Raw genomic sequence first — 16,976 nt, 5'->3', positions numbered from 1 at the left:
TTAAATTGATTTTGAACCCTTTTTTGTGCTAAAACTAATATTTATTGTAATTTTCTTTGATAAGGTTAAAAATATCAATATATTTGGTAAACCAATTTGGTAAACCAAAAAATAAACAAGATAGATAGTCTATTAAAAAATAGAGACAGAAATTTTAAAGGCATTGTGTATTTTTTAATTAGAGTTAGTCACGCAAAATCAGGTAGCCTTTATTTCTGTCTCTAAATAAATAGACACAAGGTTTTTAACAAGCTGTACAGATATAAATTTAAGTTATTAATAAGAATCATTAGTGGCGTTAAACATTATAAAAACTATTCATATTAAAGCGGGACAGAATAGTGGGTTTAATGCTGCTTTTAATTCGTTAATTAAAAATTAAGACTTGTAAAACATTATTAAAATAAATTATGGGTTCGAAAAAAATAAGGATAAGTAGAGTGCTTTTCAGTCTGTTATTTGTAGCTGTATTATCATGTAAAGAAAAATTAGTAGATGTTAATACTGCAGTAGCATCTACCAAAAAAGGACACCCAAGTCTTGTGTTAACAGCGCAAGGTGTTAAAGCTATAAGAGCAAACTTAGGCACCATACCTATATTTGATAAAACCCTAGCAATAATACAAAAAGAGTTAGATGTTGAAATTGAGAAAGGGTTTGATGTTCCAACCCCAAAAGATTATTCGGGAGGCTACACACACGAAACTCATAAAAAGAATTACATATTAATGCAAAAAGCTGGTGCATTATATCAAATTTTAAATAACGATAAGTATGCCAAATTTGTTAAAGCTATGTTGTTTGAATATGCTAAGAAATATCCAACATGGCCTGTACATCCTAAAACCCGATCATATGCTAGAGGGAAAGTGTTTTGGCAATGCTTAAACGATTCTAATTGGTTGGTTTATACAAGTCAAGCTTACGATTGTATTTATAATTTTTTAACAGAAAAAGAACGATACACGTTAGAAACAAATTTATTTAGACCTTTTGCAGATTATATTTCTAAAGAAAACCCGCAATTTTTTAATAGAGTTCATAATCATGCTACTTGGGGAAATGCAGCAGTAGGAATGATAGCATTAGCTATGGATGATGACGAGTTACTTAAAAGGGCTTTAAATGGTGTTGAAGTTGATAATTTTAATCCTAATGAAAAAGATAATGATGGTGGTTATATTAGAAAAAAAGGACAAGAAATTGGTTTTTTTGCCAATGTAGACGAGCCATTCTCTCCCGATGGATATTTTACAGAAGGTCCCTATTATCAGCGCTACGCGTCTTATCCGTTTTTAATATTTGCACAAGCTCTCGAAAACAAGAAGCCCGATTATAAAGTATTTCAATTTAAAAATGGAGTGCTTATAAAAAGCGTAAATGCTTTGTTAAACCTATCTAATATTAATGGCGATTTCTTTTTGTTAAACGATGCGCAAAAAGGCATGTCGTATTATAATTCATCGTTAATAGCAACCGTAAATATTGGGTATCATTTTGGAGGGAATAATCCAGAATTACTAAGTATTGCAAAAAAACAAGATAGAGTAACATTAGATGATGCAGGATTAGCAGTCGCTTTAGGGATAAAAGCAGGTAAAGAAAAACCTTTTGTAAAAAAATCAATTGAATTATCAGACGGAGCAAAAGGCGATGAAGGAGCGGTTGGGATTTTGCGTAGTAAAGAATTAGAGTTGGTTTACAAATATACAGCTCATGGTTTAAGTCATGGGCATTACGATAAACTCTCTTATGCTTTATTTGAAAATGGCGAAGAAGTTGTACAGGATTACGGTATGGGGCGCTTTGTAAATATAGAACAAAAAGGCGGAGGGAATTATTTGAAAGAAAATAAAACTTGGGCAAAGCAAACTATAGCACATAATACCATTACGCAAAACCAACAATCTCAGTTTAAAGGTAAGTATGATATTGGAAGCCAATACCATGCAGATAAATACATTTTTAGTGTAGATAACGATAGTATTCAAGTGGCAAGTGCAAAAACAGATAACGCTTATCCAGGCACAAAGTTACACCGTACAATGGCGGTTATTAACGATTCTAATTTTGTAAAACCCTATGTGTTAGATATTATGAGGGTTAATTCAGAAAAATCAAATCAGTATGATCTACCATTTTATTATTTAGGTCATATTATGCAAACAAATTTTAAATATAGTAAGTTAAAAATACCTCAAGTTTTAGGAAAGTCTCATGGATATCAGCACTTATATAAAGAGGCAAATGCCATATCAAAAGGAGGTAATATAAAACTAAACTGGTTGCTTAATAATAAATTTTATAGTTATACAGCAGTTACTACAAATAACGATGAAATTATTTTTGCAAGAATAGGAGCTAACGATCCAGAATATAATTTGCGTACAGACCCTGGATTAATATTACGCAAAAAAAATACAAGCGATGCGCTTTTTGTATCGACAATAGAATCGCACGGCACTTATAGTCCAGTTTCAGAATTAGCTGTAAATGCATATAGTAACATAAAAGATGTATCGGTAGTTTTTAATTCTAATGAGTATACAGCTGTTAAAATTCAAACAATTAGTAATAAAACATCGCTTTTTATTGTATCAAATAAAAAAGGAAGTAAAACACAGAAGCATAGTTTAAAAATAAGCGATAAAGCATATAAATGGGAAGGACCATATTCTTATATAAACATAAATTAAAAAATAGTAAATATGAAAAGTTTTGGAGCAAGTAAAGAGTTTTTATTAGATAAAGCTCAAGATTGGGAAGTTGTTGGCGAAGGTGTTAAAAGAAAAATAATGGGCTACGATGATAAAATTATGCTAGTAAAAGTTCATTTTGAAGCTGGAGGTATAGGTTATGAGCATAAACACCATCATTCGCAAGTAACCTATTGTATAGATGGCGAATGGGAATTTACAATTGGAGGCGTAACTAAAACTGTAAAAGATGGAGACTCTGTATATATCCCACCACACGTACTGCATGGAGCAAAATGTACCAAATCAGGTATTTTAATTGATGTGTTTAGTCCAATTAGAGAAGATTTTATGGAGTAAAAGCATTTAATATATGTTATTTTTTTGTTAAGACTAAAAAAAAACATATATTTGGAAAACCAAATTGGTTAACCAATTGATTGATTGGAGACTAATATGAAAAAGTAACTATACGCATTTGTTATTAGTTTTTCTTAAAAGTCATTTCTAATACAAAGAAAATATTTTAACTCTAAGCTAAATTTAACTCAAACTAATTCACTATGAATTTAAAAACTAAGCTATTTTTTACGGTATTATTAATTTTTAATATAACCGTATTTGCACAGACAGCTACTGTTGTTAAAGGTGCTGTAGTCTCTGCAACAGATAATATTCCAATTCCGGGTGTTAATGTTATAGTGTTAAATACAACAAAAGGAGCTTCTACCGATTTTGATGGTGTATATCAAATAGAAGTAAAAGATGGTGATGTGTTGCAGTTTTCTTATGTAGGCTACGTGACTCAAAATGTAATTTTTTCAAATCAAAAAACAATAAATGTAGCTTTAGTTGAGGATATTGCTCAACTAAACGAAGTGGTAGTTATAGGTTATGGCGATCAAAAAGAGAAAACCATTACAAGTGCGCTTACAAAAGTTGATGGTAAGGATCTTGAAAATATATCTGTTGCGCGTGTAGAAGATGCATTACAAGGAAAAGTAGCAGGTTTAAGAATTCAAACCGTAGCATCAGAGGCTGGTGGAGATCCTAAAATCACACTCAGAGGGCCAGGTTCAATAACAGGGTCGTCTGCACCATTAATTGTTGTTGATGGAATAGTTTTGGGTACAGATGCAGATATTTTAGCATCTATAGATAATAATGATATCGATTCTATAAGTGTTTTAAAAGATGCTTCATCTGTAGCTATTTATGGTTCTCGTGGAGCAAATGGTGTAATATTGGTAACACTTAAAAAAAGAGTTTCAGGAAAAACAAAATTTTCTTACAATACGTTTATTGGTTATAAGTACGCTAATAAAAATGAAAACTTTAATACTTCAATAGCAGACGAAAGATTAAGGCTAGATGGTTTGCAAAGTGTTGTAGATGGAATTTCTGTTGATAGCCCAAATTACGATAGAATAATTGGCGATTATAACTCTGCCTATGCAGAGCTTGAAGCTATGGATTTTATAGCCTCTTTAGGCGACGGTGAAAAAAACTGGCAAGACGAGGTTTTTAATGGAGGCATAATAACTAGTCATTCATTAGCTGTAAGAGGAGGTACAGAGTTAACAAGCTACACCGGTTCTTTAGGATATCTTGAAGATGAGGGCATTGCACTAACAGATAATTTTAAAAAGTACAATGCAAGAATAAAAGTAGATAGTAAATCAAAAAACAAAAAAATTAAGTTTGGTGCAAGTTTAAATGTTAATTATAACGATCAAAATAAATTACCAGCTAGATTTACCGATCCGTTAAGGCAACTAGGGCATGTACCACTTTATTTAAATGAAGAGCATTTAAAGTATGTTACAAATTTTTCTACAGATGTAGGTGTTTCTACAGATGCTGGAAAACTATTTGAAAACCTTGGTGTTGGTAGTTACGGGTTTTCAAGAGCTTTCGATCACGTTTTTACACAAGACCCAGATAATCCTAGACAAATACTTAGAGACCCAACTACGGGACTTCCTGTAGCTAGCGATTTAACATCTGGCGGTTTAACTTTATCAACAACCAAAAATGTTCATCCATTAGTACATTTTCTAGAACGCTCTAGAACGAAGAAAAAATTAAGTTTAAATGCGTCGTCTTATATTGATTTTCAATTAGCTAAAGGTTTAAATTTCAGACAAACAGTATCGGGTGTTTTTAGACACAGTAAGAATAATGATTTCGATTATTTATACGGACAGGAAAATAGAGATCAAGAATCGTTTAGATTAGAGCGAAGAGATGAGTTAAATCAGTTTGCTTTTGAATCTCTTTTAAAGTATAAGAAAAGCTTCGGGAAACATGATTTTAATTCGGTATTTGGTTTCGAGTATACGCAAAGAGATTTTTATAGACAAGAATCTGAAGCTGTTGGTTACACTAACGATTTTAATAACAATATTGCACTTGCCGATGGTGGAACAACCTATACTGATAACGGAACAGATAAGTTGGTATCTTATTTTGGAAGACTAGATTACAATTATAACGAAAAATATTTATTGCAAATATCTGCACGTACAGATGGAAGTACAAGATTTGGACCCAACACCAGATTTGGTTTTTTTCCTGCCGCATCTGTAGGTTGGGTTATGTCTAACGAAAACTTCTTAGTATCAAGCGATTTTGTTACCTTTTTAAAGTTAAGAGCAAGTTATGGTATTTCTGGTTCTAACGAAATATCAAATAATATCTTTGAGTCGCTTTATAGATTTGAAGAAACATTTGGTACGGTTGGCTACAATGGAGAAACAGGTGTAAAAGGACTCACTTTAGCCAATCAAGATTTAGGATGGGAAAAATTAATAGAATTTAACCCAGGTATAGATGTAACATTTGGAAGAAGCCTTTTAAACTTAACATTAGATTATTATACAAGAACAAGCGAAGATTTAATTCTTTTTGCACCTGTTCCTAGTACTTATGGCGCAGATAATTGGTTGCAAAATATAGGAGAAGTTAAAAATGAAGGTGTAGAAATAGAATTAAACTCTAGGCTTATAACTACCGAAAACTTTAGTTGGGCAGCATCTGGACAGTTTTCGTTAAACAGAAATAAAGTTGAAAGTTTAGGACAAAGCGAACAAATTATTTCAGAAATTTCTCAAGATACTAGAGCCACACAGTTTATTGCAAGAGTAGGGCAGCCAATAACCTCTTTTTATGGTTGGGTATACGAAAAAGAAATTCCATTAGAGTGGGTAGACAACCCATTTAATAGATTTAATAATGATTTTGCCGATGTGTACGTAAAAGATTTAAATAACGATGGAATTATAGACGATGAAGATAGAACCGAGTTAGGAAGCCCGTATCCAGATTTTACTTGGGGGTTTAATTCAGACTTTATATATAAAGATTTCGATTTTTCATTCCAATGGCAAGGCTCGCATGGTGCCGAAGTAAGGGTGGCCGATTTAGATCAGTTGTATTATGCTAGTGAATCTGCTGTAAACGAACTTGCTAGTTTCCCCGATAGAGATTTAACAGTTCATAGAAGATTTACAGACGATCACATACAAGACGCCTCTTTTGTAACTTTAAGAAACATAACATTAGGCTATACATTACCAGAATCATTTACTTCAAAAAACGGTATAGATAGGTTAAGGTTTTATATAACAGGCGAAAATTTATTGTTCTTTACAGCTAAAGGTTACGAAGGGTTTAACCCAGACGCTGCCGGCCAAACATCCAATAATGCAAATACCCCTTTAACCTCAGGATATCAAAGAGGAGACGGACCTGTAGTTAGAACTATTTCAGCAGGGATTAACTTTCAATTTTAATTAATTATGAAAAATTTATATAAAAATATAATCGTTTGTTTTTCTCTAGTAACTTTATTTTTAAGCTGCGAGAAAGAATTAGATCTTAGTAACCCTACAGCACTCTCAATAGAAGAGTTATTACAAACAGATAATGGATTTCAATTATTGGCAAATGGGGTTTTAGATGCTTACCAGAAAGTGCCTGCAAACGAGTTCTTATTAATAGAATTAAGATCAGATAATGTAAGAGCTAACTCAGAAAACGGAAACTTTCCTGCTATAAATGCCTATAATGTAGATCCAAATAATGGAGACGTAGCAACATATTATTCAAATAACATGTCTACCATTAAACATGCTAACACAATTATAGATAACCGTTTTTTGGCGCCAGAAAATCAGCAATATACCGTGGGTGAAGCTTACTTTATGAGAGCTTTGTGTCATTTTAATTTAGTAAGGGCCTACCAAAATATTCCATTTATAGACAAGGTTTTAGACATTACAAAAGGAGAAGCTTTAAATTACCCTCAATTACCAGAAGCCGAAGTGTATGCAAAAATTATTGACGATTTTAAAACATCAATAGCTTATCTAGATGGTGTAGCACAAAATAGATATAGGCCATCAAAAGGCGCAGCAATTTGTTTAGCTGCTAAAGCCTATTTAAGCCAACCAAACCCTAATTACGATGAAGCTGAACTTTTACTAGCATCGGTTGTAGAAAATAATGGAGCTTACAATTACGATTTAATCTTTACAGAAAGAAATAATGCCGAGCAATTTGTATTTAATGCAGATCCATTAGATCCATCAGTCGATTTATTAACAGATAGTGAATATTATGCCAATTTAGCTATAGATTACGGGTATGTATTTGGTAACCAGTTTTCTGGTGATTATTCTGAAAACGAAATAGTATTAGATGGAGATTGGTCTAACAACTCAGGTTTCGAGATTAATGATGAAATTATCTTTTCAATAGCTTACGATTTAGTTAGTAGTGATAATTATACTACTAGCGATAGTGGTCTAGGTGATCAGGTTGAAACCGACTCAGAATCGCATAGTTTTGCCATGACATTACAAGGGCCATCAAACGGTGTAAACATAGCTTCGCTTGATTTTTTAGAGGTTATGAAACCAGAGTTGCAACCAGTAAGATTTCCAGCTACTATAAAAGCATTATCATACAATCCATCAGAAGAAACAAACGATACATTTAATGCTAAATTTCCAACAGATGGAGAAATAGGAGATAACGATTGGATAGTTTTAAGATATGCAGATGTATTATTGTTATATGCAGAAGCTATTTTAGGAACCGACGATAGTACAACTGATTCTAGGGCTATTGATGCATTTAATAAAGTGCGACTAAGAGCTGGCCTTGAAGAAGTAGCAAATTTATCTAAAGAAGAATTATTAGCAGAACGACGTGTAGAGTTTGTTTACGAAAACCAACGATTATATGATTTAATAAGATTTGGCCAAGCAGATAATGTTTTAACAAACTTTTCGGTCCAAAACAGTTTGTTTTATACAAACGAAAAAAAATACCTTCCATTTCCACAAAGAGAAATAGACAATCTACCTAATTTTTACAAACAAAATAACGGATACTAATACCTTGTAATTATGAAAAAACATTTGTTTAATTTAAAATATATAGCCTTAGTAGCATGTGCTGTTTTAACAGCTTGTGTTAGTGACGATTTGGCTAATGTAGGAGATTTAGAAGATATTACAGGACCAACACCTTTTTATAACCTAACAGATATTACAACTTCAGAGTTTGATTGTAATGAAAATGAGTTATGGGCAAATTATGAATTTAACTTTCAAGCAGGATCTAATTTGGCTGTTAATGGTACTATGTATGAGTGGTCTGTTACACCTTCAGAAGGAGTAACTTTAATTAATAAAGACTTACCAATTTTAGAACAATCTATAAATGCCCAATTAGCAGAGATAGTAGCAATAGAAAAAGAAATTGCAAAGCGCGAATTTAAAATACCATGCGAAACAAATGCCGCAAAAAAAGAAGTCCTTGAAACACAAGTTTCAAATTTTGAAGCGTTGTTAGTTATTGCAAACGAAAATCTTAGCGACCAAACAAAGCAAAACGTTTTAGATTTAGAAAATCAAATAACAAATTTACAAGCTGCTACATTTCAAGATAAGGAGCTCATTTTTTCTTTCCCAGGCCCAGGAAATTATACTGTTGGCTTAACAGTAACCGATAATTTAGGGAAATCTAATTATACAGAAAAAATAATTACAATAAATCAAGCTGTACCAACTATACCACAACCAGAAATAGGAGAACCAAGTTTTGAAGATAATAGCTTATTTGATGGTACAGGAGACGGAAGAGACTCTTGGAGGTCGCCAAGTAGTAGTAAGTGGGGAAGCGTATTTCAAATTAATACAGACTCAAACCCTGTTGATGCTCCTAATTTGCCAGATGGTAGGCAAGCAGCTAAATTCCCTGCAGATGGAACAAGAGTAGGTTATCAAGAAATAGAGGTAACTCCAGGTGCAACCTATGTGTTAACTTACTTTAGTGCTTTTGAAGAAAATACTTTTGGAGATTTAACAGTATCTATAGTAAGTACAAATGCCACAACGCTTGAAGAAGCAAGATTAGAAGCAAATATAATTGCTACAAGAACAGATAATAATGTGGGTAGAATAGACAATGTTTTTAAAAAGCACGCTATTACATTTGAGGCTGGCGATAACGAAAAAGTAATCATATTACTTACAAATTCTGGAGTCGAGAGTAGGTTAGATGCTTTCGATATAGTGGTTAAACAATAAAAACATTTTAAAAATTTATTATTATGAATTATCAAATAATTAAAAAATTAAATAGAAGTGTTTTTGCAATACTATTTATATTTTTAGGTCTTATATCATGTTATGATAATGGTTACGACGAGTTTATTCCACCAACAGGAAATGTAAACAATATACAACCTAATACATTATTTACAACAAGTGTAAATGCTAGTAATAATTTAGCAATTGTGTTTAGAAGTTACTCAACCGATGCTACTTCTTATTTATGGGATTTTGGAGATGGAAATACATCTACAGAAGCAAACCCCAATTATACGTATTCTACGGGTGGTTTATATACAGTAACATTAACAACAACAAGCTCAGATGGTTTAATTGCAGAAGCATCATCAGAAGTAGCTCCCATTTTTGTAGATTTTGATTTTACGACATTAGATTCTGAGGTAACTTTTAATAACCATACATCTGGAGCTAAAGCACTAGTTTGGGATTTTGGCGATGATGAAACCCTAGATTGGAAAACTGAAGATACCGAAGAAGATCCAGACTTTAACCCAATACATACCTATAAAACAGCCGATACTTTTAAAGTAACTCTTACAGCAACAAATTTTTTAGGAGCAAGTGTTTCTGTTACCAAAAGCATAGAAGGTTTAGTATTATCTACAGTTCCAGATTTTACATTTACAACATCATCTTTAACAGCAAATTTTACAGATGCATCAATCTTAGCAGTTTCGCATAGTTGGGATTTTGGCGATGGTAATACATCAACAGAAATAAACCCATCTCATACCTATGCCGCAAATGGCACTTATAATGTAACCTTAACAACAACAAATGATGCAGGTGTGTCTAGAAGTGTAACAAAACCAGTACCAGTTGGTGGTGTAGAAGCTACATTTAAAGTTATTGTGCAAAATAGCGATTGTAATGCTCATACATCAACAACAGGCGATAATGCCGATGCTTGGGATATGACACCAAATAGTACGGTTGATGATGACGATTTAGGCACAATAGATAGCCCGTACAGAGCTATTTGGTATAATTCAGATTTAAATAGTTATATCGACGCTACTTATTGTACAAATGAACAACCAGGATCGACAAGCGACGGAAACAAATTTGGCCCAAAAGCAGGCGGAGGCAGAGGAGTAAAATTAAGCAATAGTTGTCGTAGATTATATCAAGTCGTTGCTGTAGAGCCAGGAGTAGAATATACCTTTACTATTGATACACGTTCAGAATCTGAAGGCGTAAATTCTGAAGTTTATATATTAAATAAAGAAATAACAACAGAAGAAGGAATACTAGATAATGCTGATGCTTACTACAATATTGAAGACGATTTTAATAGCTCTAAATCATCAAGCACAAATGATACATTTACAACAAGCTCATTTACGTTTAAAGCAACAACAAATATAGCAGTAATTTATGTTAGAGCTTTAAATGCTGTAGATAGTAGCAATGAGGTATTCATAGATAATATAGATATTATTACTCCAGGGTTTTAATAATAAAATTAAGATTAGAATAATAAATTAAATAAATGAAACACTACCGAAAAGAAATATTAGGCATCTTGTTATTAACATTTCTATTTGTAAACGCTGTTAGCAATGCTCAAAAAAGTAGTGTTTCAGAATCGGGTGTTAAAATTGAAAAGAAAAGTAAGAAGAGAAAAAAACGTAAAAAAGTAAAACTACCAAATATAGATTTAAGCCATTGGAAAGTAACGTTGCCAGTAGCAAATAGTAAAGGAAAACCAATAGAGATAAGTCCGCCAGAAATATTCGATTTTGCTAAAAATGAAGTCGCAAAACCTTATATGTATATCGACTCTACTAAAGGTGCTATTGTTTTTCATGCCATGCCAACAAACTCAAAAACCAGAAACACTAAGTATACCAGGTCTGAATTAAGAGAACAAATGGAGCCAGGTAATAATAACAAAAACTGGACTTTTACAGACGGCGCATATATGAAAGGAAAGCTGCAAATGGGAGAAACAACCAAGGATGCAAATGGTAAATATCACAGAACTATAATCATGCAAATTCATGGCAGGTTAACTAACCAACAGCGCGATTTAATAGGAGAAGATGATAATAATGCACCTCCAATATTAAAAATTTATTGGGATAATGGTAAGGTTAGAGTTAAAACAAAAGTTTTAAAAAACTTAAACGCTTCAGATAAGGAATTATTACATGAACATGCTTGGGATGATGATGAGGGGTTTAATTTCAAACAAGAAGTAGGATTCAGAAAATTTACTTTAGAGGTAAAAGTTTCAGAAGGTAAAATGGTAATAATTTTAAATGGGAACGAATATAAGGTTTACGAAAATATACACATGAAAAGATGGGGTGTTTTTGAAAACTATTTTAAAGCTGGTAATTATTTTCAGTCTAGAGACGAAGGTTCTTATTCTAAAATAATGTATTACGAACTAGAGGTTAGTCATTAATTATTAGTGAAATACAATATTAATTAATTAGATGTTATTTTTGTTTTTATTAAATTTAAGAAGAACATAAATACTAATCATTTAAATTAAAATATAATGAAATTAGAGACACTTTCCATAAACGATAATCAAAAAGGGCAAACAGCTATTATTAGCAAAATTAGAGATTTAATTAATTATAAAAACCTTGAACCCGGAGATAGGTTACCATCAGAAAGAATGTTGTCCGAAAAGTTTGGGGTAAGTAGAGGTAATGTTAGAGAAGCCATTCAAAAACTAGAGTTTTATGGATTGCTAAATTCAATACCCCAAAGCGGAACTTTTGTTGCTAACATTGGAGTTATAGCTTTAAATGGTATGATTGACGACATTTTAAGATTAGAAGATCCAGACTTTAAATCTTTAGTAGAAACAAGAATATTATTAGAGTTAAAAACAGTTCGGTTAGCATCATTAAGAAGAACAGAAGACGATTTAATACGTATTAAAGAGGCCTTAGATGCTTACGAAAGAAAAGTTTTGTCTGGCGAGGATGCAGTACAAGAAGATTTGTTATTTCACTTAGCAATAGCTCAAGCAAGTAAAAATAGCACAATAAATACATTTATGTTAACCATAACACCGCAAATAATTATGGATTTTGAAAAATATCATGTTTGCGATAAAAGATTGTCTGTTATAGGAATTGAAGAGCATACAGAAATTTATGAAGCCATAAAAAAGCAAGACCCCGAATTGGCTAAACAAAAAATGAAAAATCATTTTAGCGTTTTATATCAATATTGTTATAACGTTAAAACAGCATAACATAACTAAATTAACATACCTAAAACATTAAAACATGAAGATTAAAGGTTTACGATGGTGGATTATCACATTAATTTTTATAGCAACAGTTATAAACTATATAGATAGAACAGCTTTTGCGCTATTGTGGCCAGAAATGGGAGAAGATTTAGGTATGGATAAGGCCGATTATGCCATTATGCTAAACGTATTTATGGCATGTTATGCTATAGGGAAATTTGCTTCAGGAAAATTGTATGATACAATAGGTACACGTTTAGGGTTTACCGTTTCTATTATAATTTGGTCTGTAGCATCTGCCTTTCATGCCTTTGCAAGTGGTATTGTATCCTTATCAATTTTTAGAGGATTATTAGGAATTGGCGAAGCTGGTAACTGGCCAGGAGCTGTTAAAAGTAATGGCGAGTGGTTTCCAATAAAAGAGCGAGCTACAGCTCAAGGTATATTTAATGCCGGGGCATCAATAGGTAATGTTATAGCACCTTTTGTAATTGTTTTTCTCTATACTCAATTTGGATGGAAAACCACATATATCATATTAGGAGCTGTAGGAATGTTGTGGGTAATTCCGTGGTTATTTTTAAACAAATCTACCCCAGAAAAACACCCTTGGGTTACAGAAGAAGAAAGAAATCTAATTGTTTCAGATAAAATAGAAAAAGACGAATTAATTCAAAATAAGACAGTAAAAAGTTTAAGTGTTGGTAAAATACTAAGTTATAAAGAATCTTGGGGAGTATTGTCTTGCCGTTTTTTTATAGAACCAATATGGTGGTTTTTTGCTGGATGGATGCCAATTTACTTAAATAGTAAATTTGGATTAAGTATAGAAGAGATAGCAAACACAATGTGGATTTCTTATTTAATGGCAGCAGTAGGAAGTATTTTAGGCGGCATGTTTGCTGGAGAATTAATGAAAAAACGTTCTGTAGATTTTTCAAGAAAAGCAACAATAACAGTAGGAGGGCTTTTAATTTTAATAGCTTTTGTTGGAATTATAATGTTTGTAAGACAAGATAATTTCATGACATTTATTTACCTAGCAGGTTTAGCCTTATTCGGGTTTCAGTTTGCAATTGGTAATATTCAAACCATCTCGAGCGATTTATTTAGAGGCGCTTCTGTAGGTACTTTAGCAGGGTTAGCCGGTACGGTAGCTGCTGTTTCACCAATGATTATGAACTGGTTTGTAGGTCAGATAACAGCAAATTCTTATACACCAGCATTTATAGCAATTTGTATTGCTGTAATACTTGGTGTCTTATCAATATTTGTTTTAATAAAAAAGATAGGACCAGTTAGAGAATAAATAATAATCCAAAATTTTAAATAAATTTAATTAAGTATGAGTAATTCAAATGGAAAAGTAGCATTAATAACAGGAGCTACGGGGGGTATTGGTTTTGAAGTAGCAAAAAGATTAGGTAAAGACGGCTATACTGTTGTATTAAATGGTATTGATGATGAAGGCGGAGCCAAAAGAGTCACCGAACTTACAGCTGAAGGAATTTCAGCAGAGTATTATGGTTTTGATGTTACAAACGAAGAAGCAGTAACTTCTAACATTAATACAATAGGAGAAAAATATGGGAAAATAGACCTTCTTGTTAATAATGCAGGAGGTTTAGGAGGAAGATCTAGATTTGAAGAAATGACAACCGAGTTTTACAGATTTGTAATGGCTTTAAACCTTGATTCTACTTTCTTTGCATCTAGAGCAGCAATTCCATTTCTTAAAAAAGGAGAAAACGCTTCTATAATTAACTATACCTCAATTGCTGGATGGAATGCCGGTGGACCTGGCGCAGGTATTTACGGAACCTCTAAAGCTGCAGTTCATGCTATAACAAGAGCTTTAGCAAAAGATTTAGCAGAATATGGTATAAGAGTAAACGCTGTTTCTCCAGGTACAATTGATACCGATTTTCACAAACAAATAAAATCTACAAAGCCAGAAGTTTTTGCTTCATGGAAAAATAATATTATGCTAGGCAGATTGGGGCAGCCTGAAAATGTAGCATCTGTAATATCTTTTTTAGCAAGTGATGATGCATCTTTCTTAACAGCCGAAACTATTCAAGTAGGTGGAGGTCAAGGTTTAGGTATATAATATAAGATTATAATACTTTTAAAAATGAAGTTTTAAGCGTTGTTATATTAATATAGCAACGCTTCATTATTTTTTTGAAGATTCTCGTATTACCAATTCAGCATTCAAAATTATTTTATTTAAAGTCTGTTTAATCGTTTTTTTCTTGGTGTAACCTAAAAAAGTTAACGCAGCTTGCTTGCCAATTTCTGCACTATGTTGGTTAATGGTTGTAATAGATGGTGTAACAACAGCAGTAAATGGCTCGTTACCAAACCCTACCAAAGCAATATCTTCAGGAACTTTTATGTTTTGAGCTTTTAATGTTTGTAAAGCACCTAATGCAGCATGATCACTAGCTACATAAACAGCATCTGGTTTTTCATTTAATTCAAGTAGTTGTAGCATTTTTTCCTTTCCATCTTCAGCAGTAAGGCTACATTCAATAAGTAATTCATTGTTTAAAGGTAGATTATGTTTTTGTAAAGCATCAACATAACCCCTTATTCTATTATTAAAAATTCGGGTATGTTTATACCCACCAATATGCGCTATCCGTTTACGGCCCTGATTTACAAGATGCTCAACTATAACATGGCTGCTATTATAGTCATCAATACCAATATAGTCTACATTTAAATCATTTTCACCACGATCAAATAATATTAAAGGAATACCTTTAGCCTTAACTTTTTCAAAATAGTCTAAATTTATAGTTTCATTAGCCATTGATGCAATTATGCCATCAACCTGAGTAAAAAGTAGGGTATCAATACTATCGCATTCTTTTTTAAACGATTCGTTAGATTGGGTTATAATTATGTTATAACCTTCTTTATTTAAAACCTCCTCTATATTTTGAATAACCGAAGAAAAAAAATTACTATTTGTTCTAGGTACAATAACGCCTACTAAATTGCTTTTTCCTTTCCTTAAAGCGCTAGCTAAATGGTTAGGTTGGTAATTTAAATTTTTAGCAACTTGTTTTACAGCTTTTTTAGTTTTTTTGCTTATTCTAGAATCGTCGCGAAGAGCTTTAGAAACAGCTGCGGCAGAGATATTTAAAACATTAGCAATATCTTTTATAGTTGTTTTCTTTTTGGTGTTCAATTTTTTTATATATTTGCTTAATCGTTTAAGCAAATTTAGTGTATTAAATATTCTAATCAAAATCTAATATTAATGAAGGTTTTGATTTATTTTTAGATATTTGGTTAAACGTTTAACCAAAAAAATAAATTTTTAAAATAAGACCAGTTAAGATGAGTAAAGTAGTAACTTTCGGAGAAATCATGTTAAGATTAGCTCCACAAGGATTTTTAAGATTTTCGCAAGCCAATAACTTTGATGCTATTTATGGAGGAGGCGAATCAAACGTAGCAGTTTCTTTAGCAAATTATGGAGTATCATGCGATTTTGTAACACGTTTGCCAAAAAACGATATTGGTGAGTGCGCCATGATGGAAATGCGTAAAAGAGGCGTAGGTGTAGATAAAATTGTTTGGGGTGGTGATCGTTTAGGGATTTACTTTTTAGAAACCGGTGCTGTTTCTAGAGGTTCTAAAGTAGTTTACGACAGAGCTCATTCTGCAATTGCAGAAATTGAATCTGGAATGATTGATTGGGATGCGGTTTTTGAAGGTGTCGAGTGGTTTCACTGGACAGGTATTACGCCAGCCATCTCGCAAGGTGCTGCCGATGTGTGTTTAGAAGCTGTTAAAGCTGCAAGTGCTAAAGGTATTACTATTTCTACAGATTTAAATTACCGTGCTAAACTTTGGAAATATTGCGATGATGCGCATAGAGAAAAAGTAATGACAGAAATAACATCTTACTGCGATATTGTTTTAGGTAACGAAGAAGATGCCGAAATGCATTTTGGTATTAAGCCAGAAGGTATTACAGTACAAACTCAAGGACACGATGTAAAAGCCGAAGCTTTCTTATCTGTATGCCAACAAATGATGGAAAAATTCCCGAGAGCTAAAAAGGTAATTACAACTTTAAGAGGTTCTATTTCTGCATCGCACAATACATGGGCTGGTGTTTTATACGATGGTAAAAAAATGTACGAAACGCGCCAATATCAAATAACCGATATAGTTGATAGAGTTGGAGGAGGAGATTCTTTCATGGGAGGTTTAATTTACGGATTATTAAAATACCCAGAAAACGATCAAAACGCATTAGATTTTGCTGTAGCAGCATCTTGTTTAAAACACACAATTAAAGGCGATGCTAACTTAGTAACTGTTGCCGAGGTTGAAAAATTAATGGGCGGCGATGCATCTGGTCGTGTTGCTAGATAAAATCGAATACATTTTTAT

At 32.5% G+C, this 16,976-nt stretch carries 12 protein-coding genes; 11 read left to right on the top strand and 1 reads right to left on the bottom strand.

Annotation, left to right across the window (positions count from 1 at the left end; genetic code table 11):
- The first annotated feature begins 410 nt into the window (after positions 1–410).
- The 10 genes from ACNG5D_RS14985 to ACNG5D_RS14940 all read left to right on the top strand — a co-directional run bounded on the left by ACNG5D_RS14985 (position 411) and on the right by ACNG5D_RS14940 (position 14,670).
- Positions 411–2,696 carry a heparinase II/III domain-containing protein gene (locus ACNG5D_RS14985; protein ID WP_418184345.1) on the top strand — a complete coding sequence of 762 codons (2,286 nt, stop codon included), beginning with the start codon at positions 411–413 and terminating at the stop codon, positions 2,694–2,696.
- A gap of 12 nt (positions 2,697–2,708) precedes the next feature.
- On the top strand, positions 2,709–3,056 hold the full coding sequence (locus tag ACNG5D_RS14980) for a cupin domain-containing protein (RefSeq protein WP_418184344.1): 348 nt from the start codon (positions 2,709–2,711) through the stop codon (positions 3,054–3,056).
- 203 nt (positions 3,057–3,259) lie between these two features.
- Positions 3,260–6,490: a SusC/RagA family TonB-linked outer membrane protein gene (locus ACNG5D_RS14975; protein WP_418184343.1), complete on the top strand. Its 3,231-nt coding sequence runs from the start codon at positions 3,260–3,262 to the stop codon at positions 6,488–6,490.
- 6 nt (positions 6,491–6,496) lie between these two features.
- Positions 6,497–8,098: a RagB/SusD family nutrient uptake outer membrane protein gene (locus tag ACNG5D_RS14970; RefSeq protein ID WP_418184342.1), complete on the top strand. Its 1,602-nt coding sequence runs from the start codon at positions 6,497–6,499 to the stop codon at positions 8,096–8,098.
- Positions 8,099–8,110: 12 nt separating this feature from the next.
- Positions 8,111–9,295: a PKD domain-containing protein gene (locus ACNG5D_RS14965; protein ID WP_418184341.1), complete on the top strand. Its 1,185-nt coding sequence runs from the start codon at positions 8,111–8,113 to the stop codon at positions 9,293–9,295.
- 23 nt (positions 9,296–9,318) lie between these two features.
- Positions 9,319–10,797, top strand: coding sequence for a PKD domain-containing protein (locus ACNG5D_RS14960; RefSeq protein ID WP_418184340.1), 1,479 nt, complete (start codon positions 9,319–9,321; stop codon positions 10,795–10,797).
- A 35-nt stretch (positions 10,798–10,832) separates the two neighbouring features.
- The gene (locus tag ACNG5D_RS14955) at positions 10,833–11,753 is read left to right on the top strand and encodes a polysaccharide lyase family 7 protein (protein ID WP_418184339.1); all 921 of its coding nucleotides are present in this window, start codon (positions 10,833–10,835) and stop codon (positions 11,751–11,753) included.
- Positions 11,754–11,849: 96 nt separating this feature from the next.
- Positions 11,850–12,560 (top strand): FadR/GntR family transcriptional regulator, encoded by a 711-nt coding sequence (locus ACNG5D_RS14950; protein WP_418184338.1) that lies wholly within the window; start codon positions 11,850–11,852, stop codon positions 12,558–12,560.
- A 34-nt stretch (positions 12,561–12,594) separates the two neighbouring features.
- Positions 12,595–13,869 carry an MFS transporter gene (locus ACNG5D_RS14945; protein WP_418184337.1) on the top strand — a complete coding sequence of 425 codons (1,275 nt, stop codon included), beginning with the start codon at positions 12,595–12,597 and terminating at the stop codon, positions 13,867–13,869.
- A 36-nt stretch (positions 13,870–13,905) separates the two neighbouring features.
- Positions 13,906–14,670 carry an SDR family NAD(P)-dependent oxidoreductase gene (locus ACNG5D_RS14940; RefSeq protein WP_418184336.1) on the top strand — a complete coding sequence of 255 codons (765 nt, stop codon included), beginning with the start codon at positions 13,906–13,908 and terminating at the stop codon, positions 14,668–14,670.
- A 66-nt stretch (positions 14,671–14,736) separates the two neighbouring features.
- Here ACNG5D_RS14940 and ACNG5D_RS14935 read toward each other — a convergent pair whose 3' ends face one another.
- On the bottom strand, positions 14,737–15,759 hold the full coding sequence (locus ACNG5D_RS14935; RefSeq protein ID WP_418184335.1) for a LacI family DNA-binding transcriptional regulator: 1,023 nt from the start codon (positions 15,757–15,759) through the stop codon (positions 14,737–14,739).
- Between the two features lie 152 nt (positions 15,760–15,911).
- Here ACNG5D_RS14935 and ACNG5D_RS14930 point away from each other — a divergent pair, with 152 nt between their 5' ends.
- On the top strand, positions 15,912–16,958 hold the full coding sequence (locus tag ACNG5D_RS14930; RefSeq protein ID WP_418184334.1) for a PfkB family carbohydrate kinase: 1,047 nt from the start codon (positions 15,912–15,914) through the stop codon (positions 16,956–16,958).
- The last annotated feature ends 18 nt before the right edge of the window (positions 16,959–16,976 follow it).

Source organism: Algibacter ulvanivorans, assembly GCF_048381495.1.
Taxonomy (GTDB): domain Bacteria; phylum Bacteroidota; class Bacteroidia; order Flavobacteriales; family Flavobacteriaceae; genus Algibacter_B; species Algibacter_B ulvanivorans.
This window is presented reverse-complemented; position numbering and strand designations above follow the sequence as displayed.

Excerpts from the sequence above, each read along its gene's own strand:
- ACNG5D_RS14985 (WP_418184345.1), top strand. The coding sequence starts at position 411 with ATGGGTTCGAAAAAAATAAGGATAAGTAGAGTGCTTTTCAGTCTGTTA.
- ACNG5D_RS14980 (WP_418184344.1), top strand. The coding sequence starts at position 2,709 with ATGAAAAGTTTTGGAGCAAGTAAAGAGTTTTTATTAGATAAAGCTCAA.
- ACNG5D_RS14975 (WP_418184343.1), top strand. The coding sequence starts at position 3,260 with ATGAATTTAAAAACTAAGCTATTTTTTACGGTATTATTAATTTTTAAT.
- ACNG5D_RS14970 (WP_418184342.1), top strand. The coding sequence starts at position 6,497 with ATGAAAAATTTATATAAAAATATAATCGTTTGTTTTTCTCTAGTAACT.
- ACNG5D_RS14965 (WP_418184341.1), top strand. The coding sequence starts at position 8,111 with ATGAAAAAACATTTGTTTAATTTAAAATATATAGCCTTAGTAGCATGT.
- ACNG5D_RS14960 (WP_418184340.1), top strand. The coding sequence starts at position 9,319 with ATGAATTATCAAATAATTAAAAAATTAAATAGAAGTGTTTTTGCAATA.
- ACNG5D_RS14955 (WP_418184339.1), top strand. The coding sequence starts at position 10,833 with ATGAAACACTACCGAAAAGAAATATTAGGCATCTTGTTATTAACATTT.
- ACNG5D_RS14950 (WP_418184338.1), top strand. The coding sequence starts at position 11,850 with ATGAAATTAGAGACACTTTCCATAAACGATAATCAAAAAGGGCAAACA.
- ACNG5D_RS14945 (WP_418184337.1), top strand. The coding sequence starts at position 12,595 with ATGAAGATTAAAGGTTTACGATGGTGGATTATCACATTAATTTTTATA.
- ACNG5D_RS14940 (WP_418184336.1), top strand. The coding sequence starts at position 13,906 with ATGAGTAATTCAAATGGAAAAGTAGCATTAATAACAGGAGCTACGGGG.
- ACNG5D_RS14930 (WP_418184334.1), top strand. The coding sequence starts at position 15,912 with ATGAGTAAAGTAGTAACTTTCGGAGAAATCATGTTAAGATTAGCTCCA.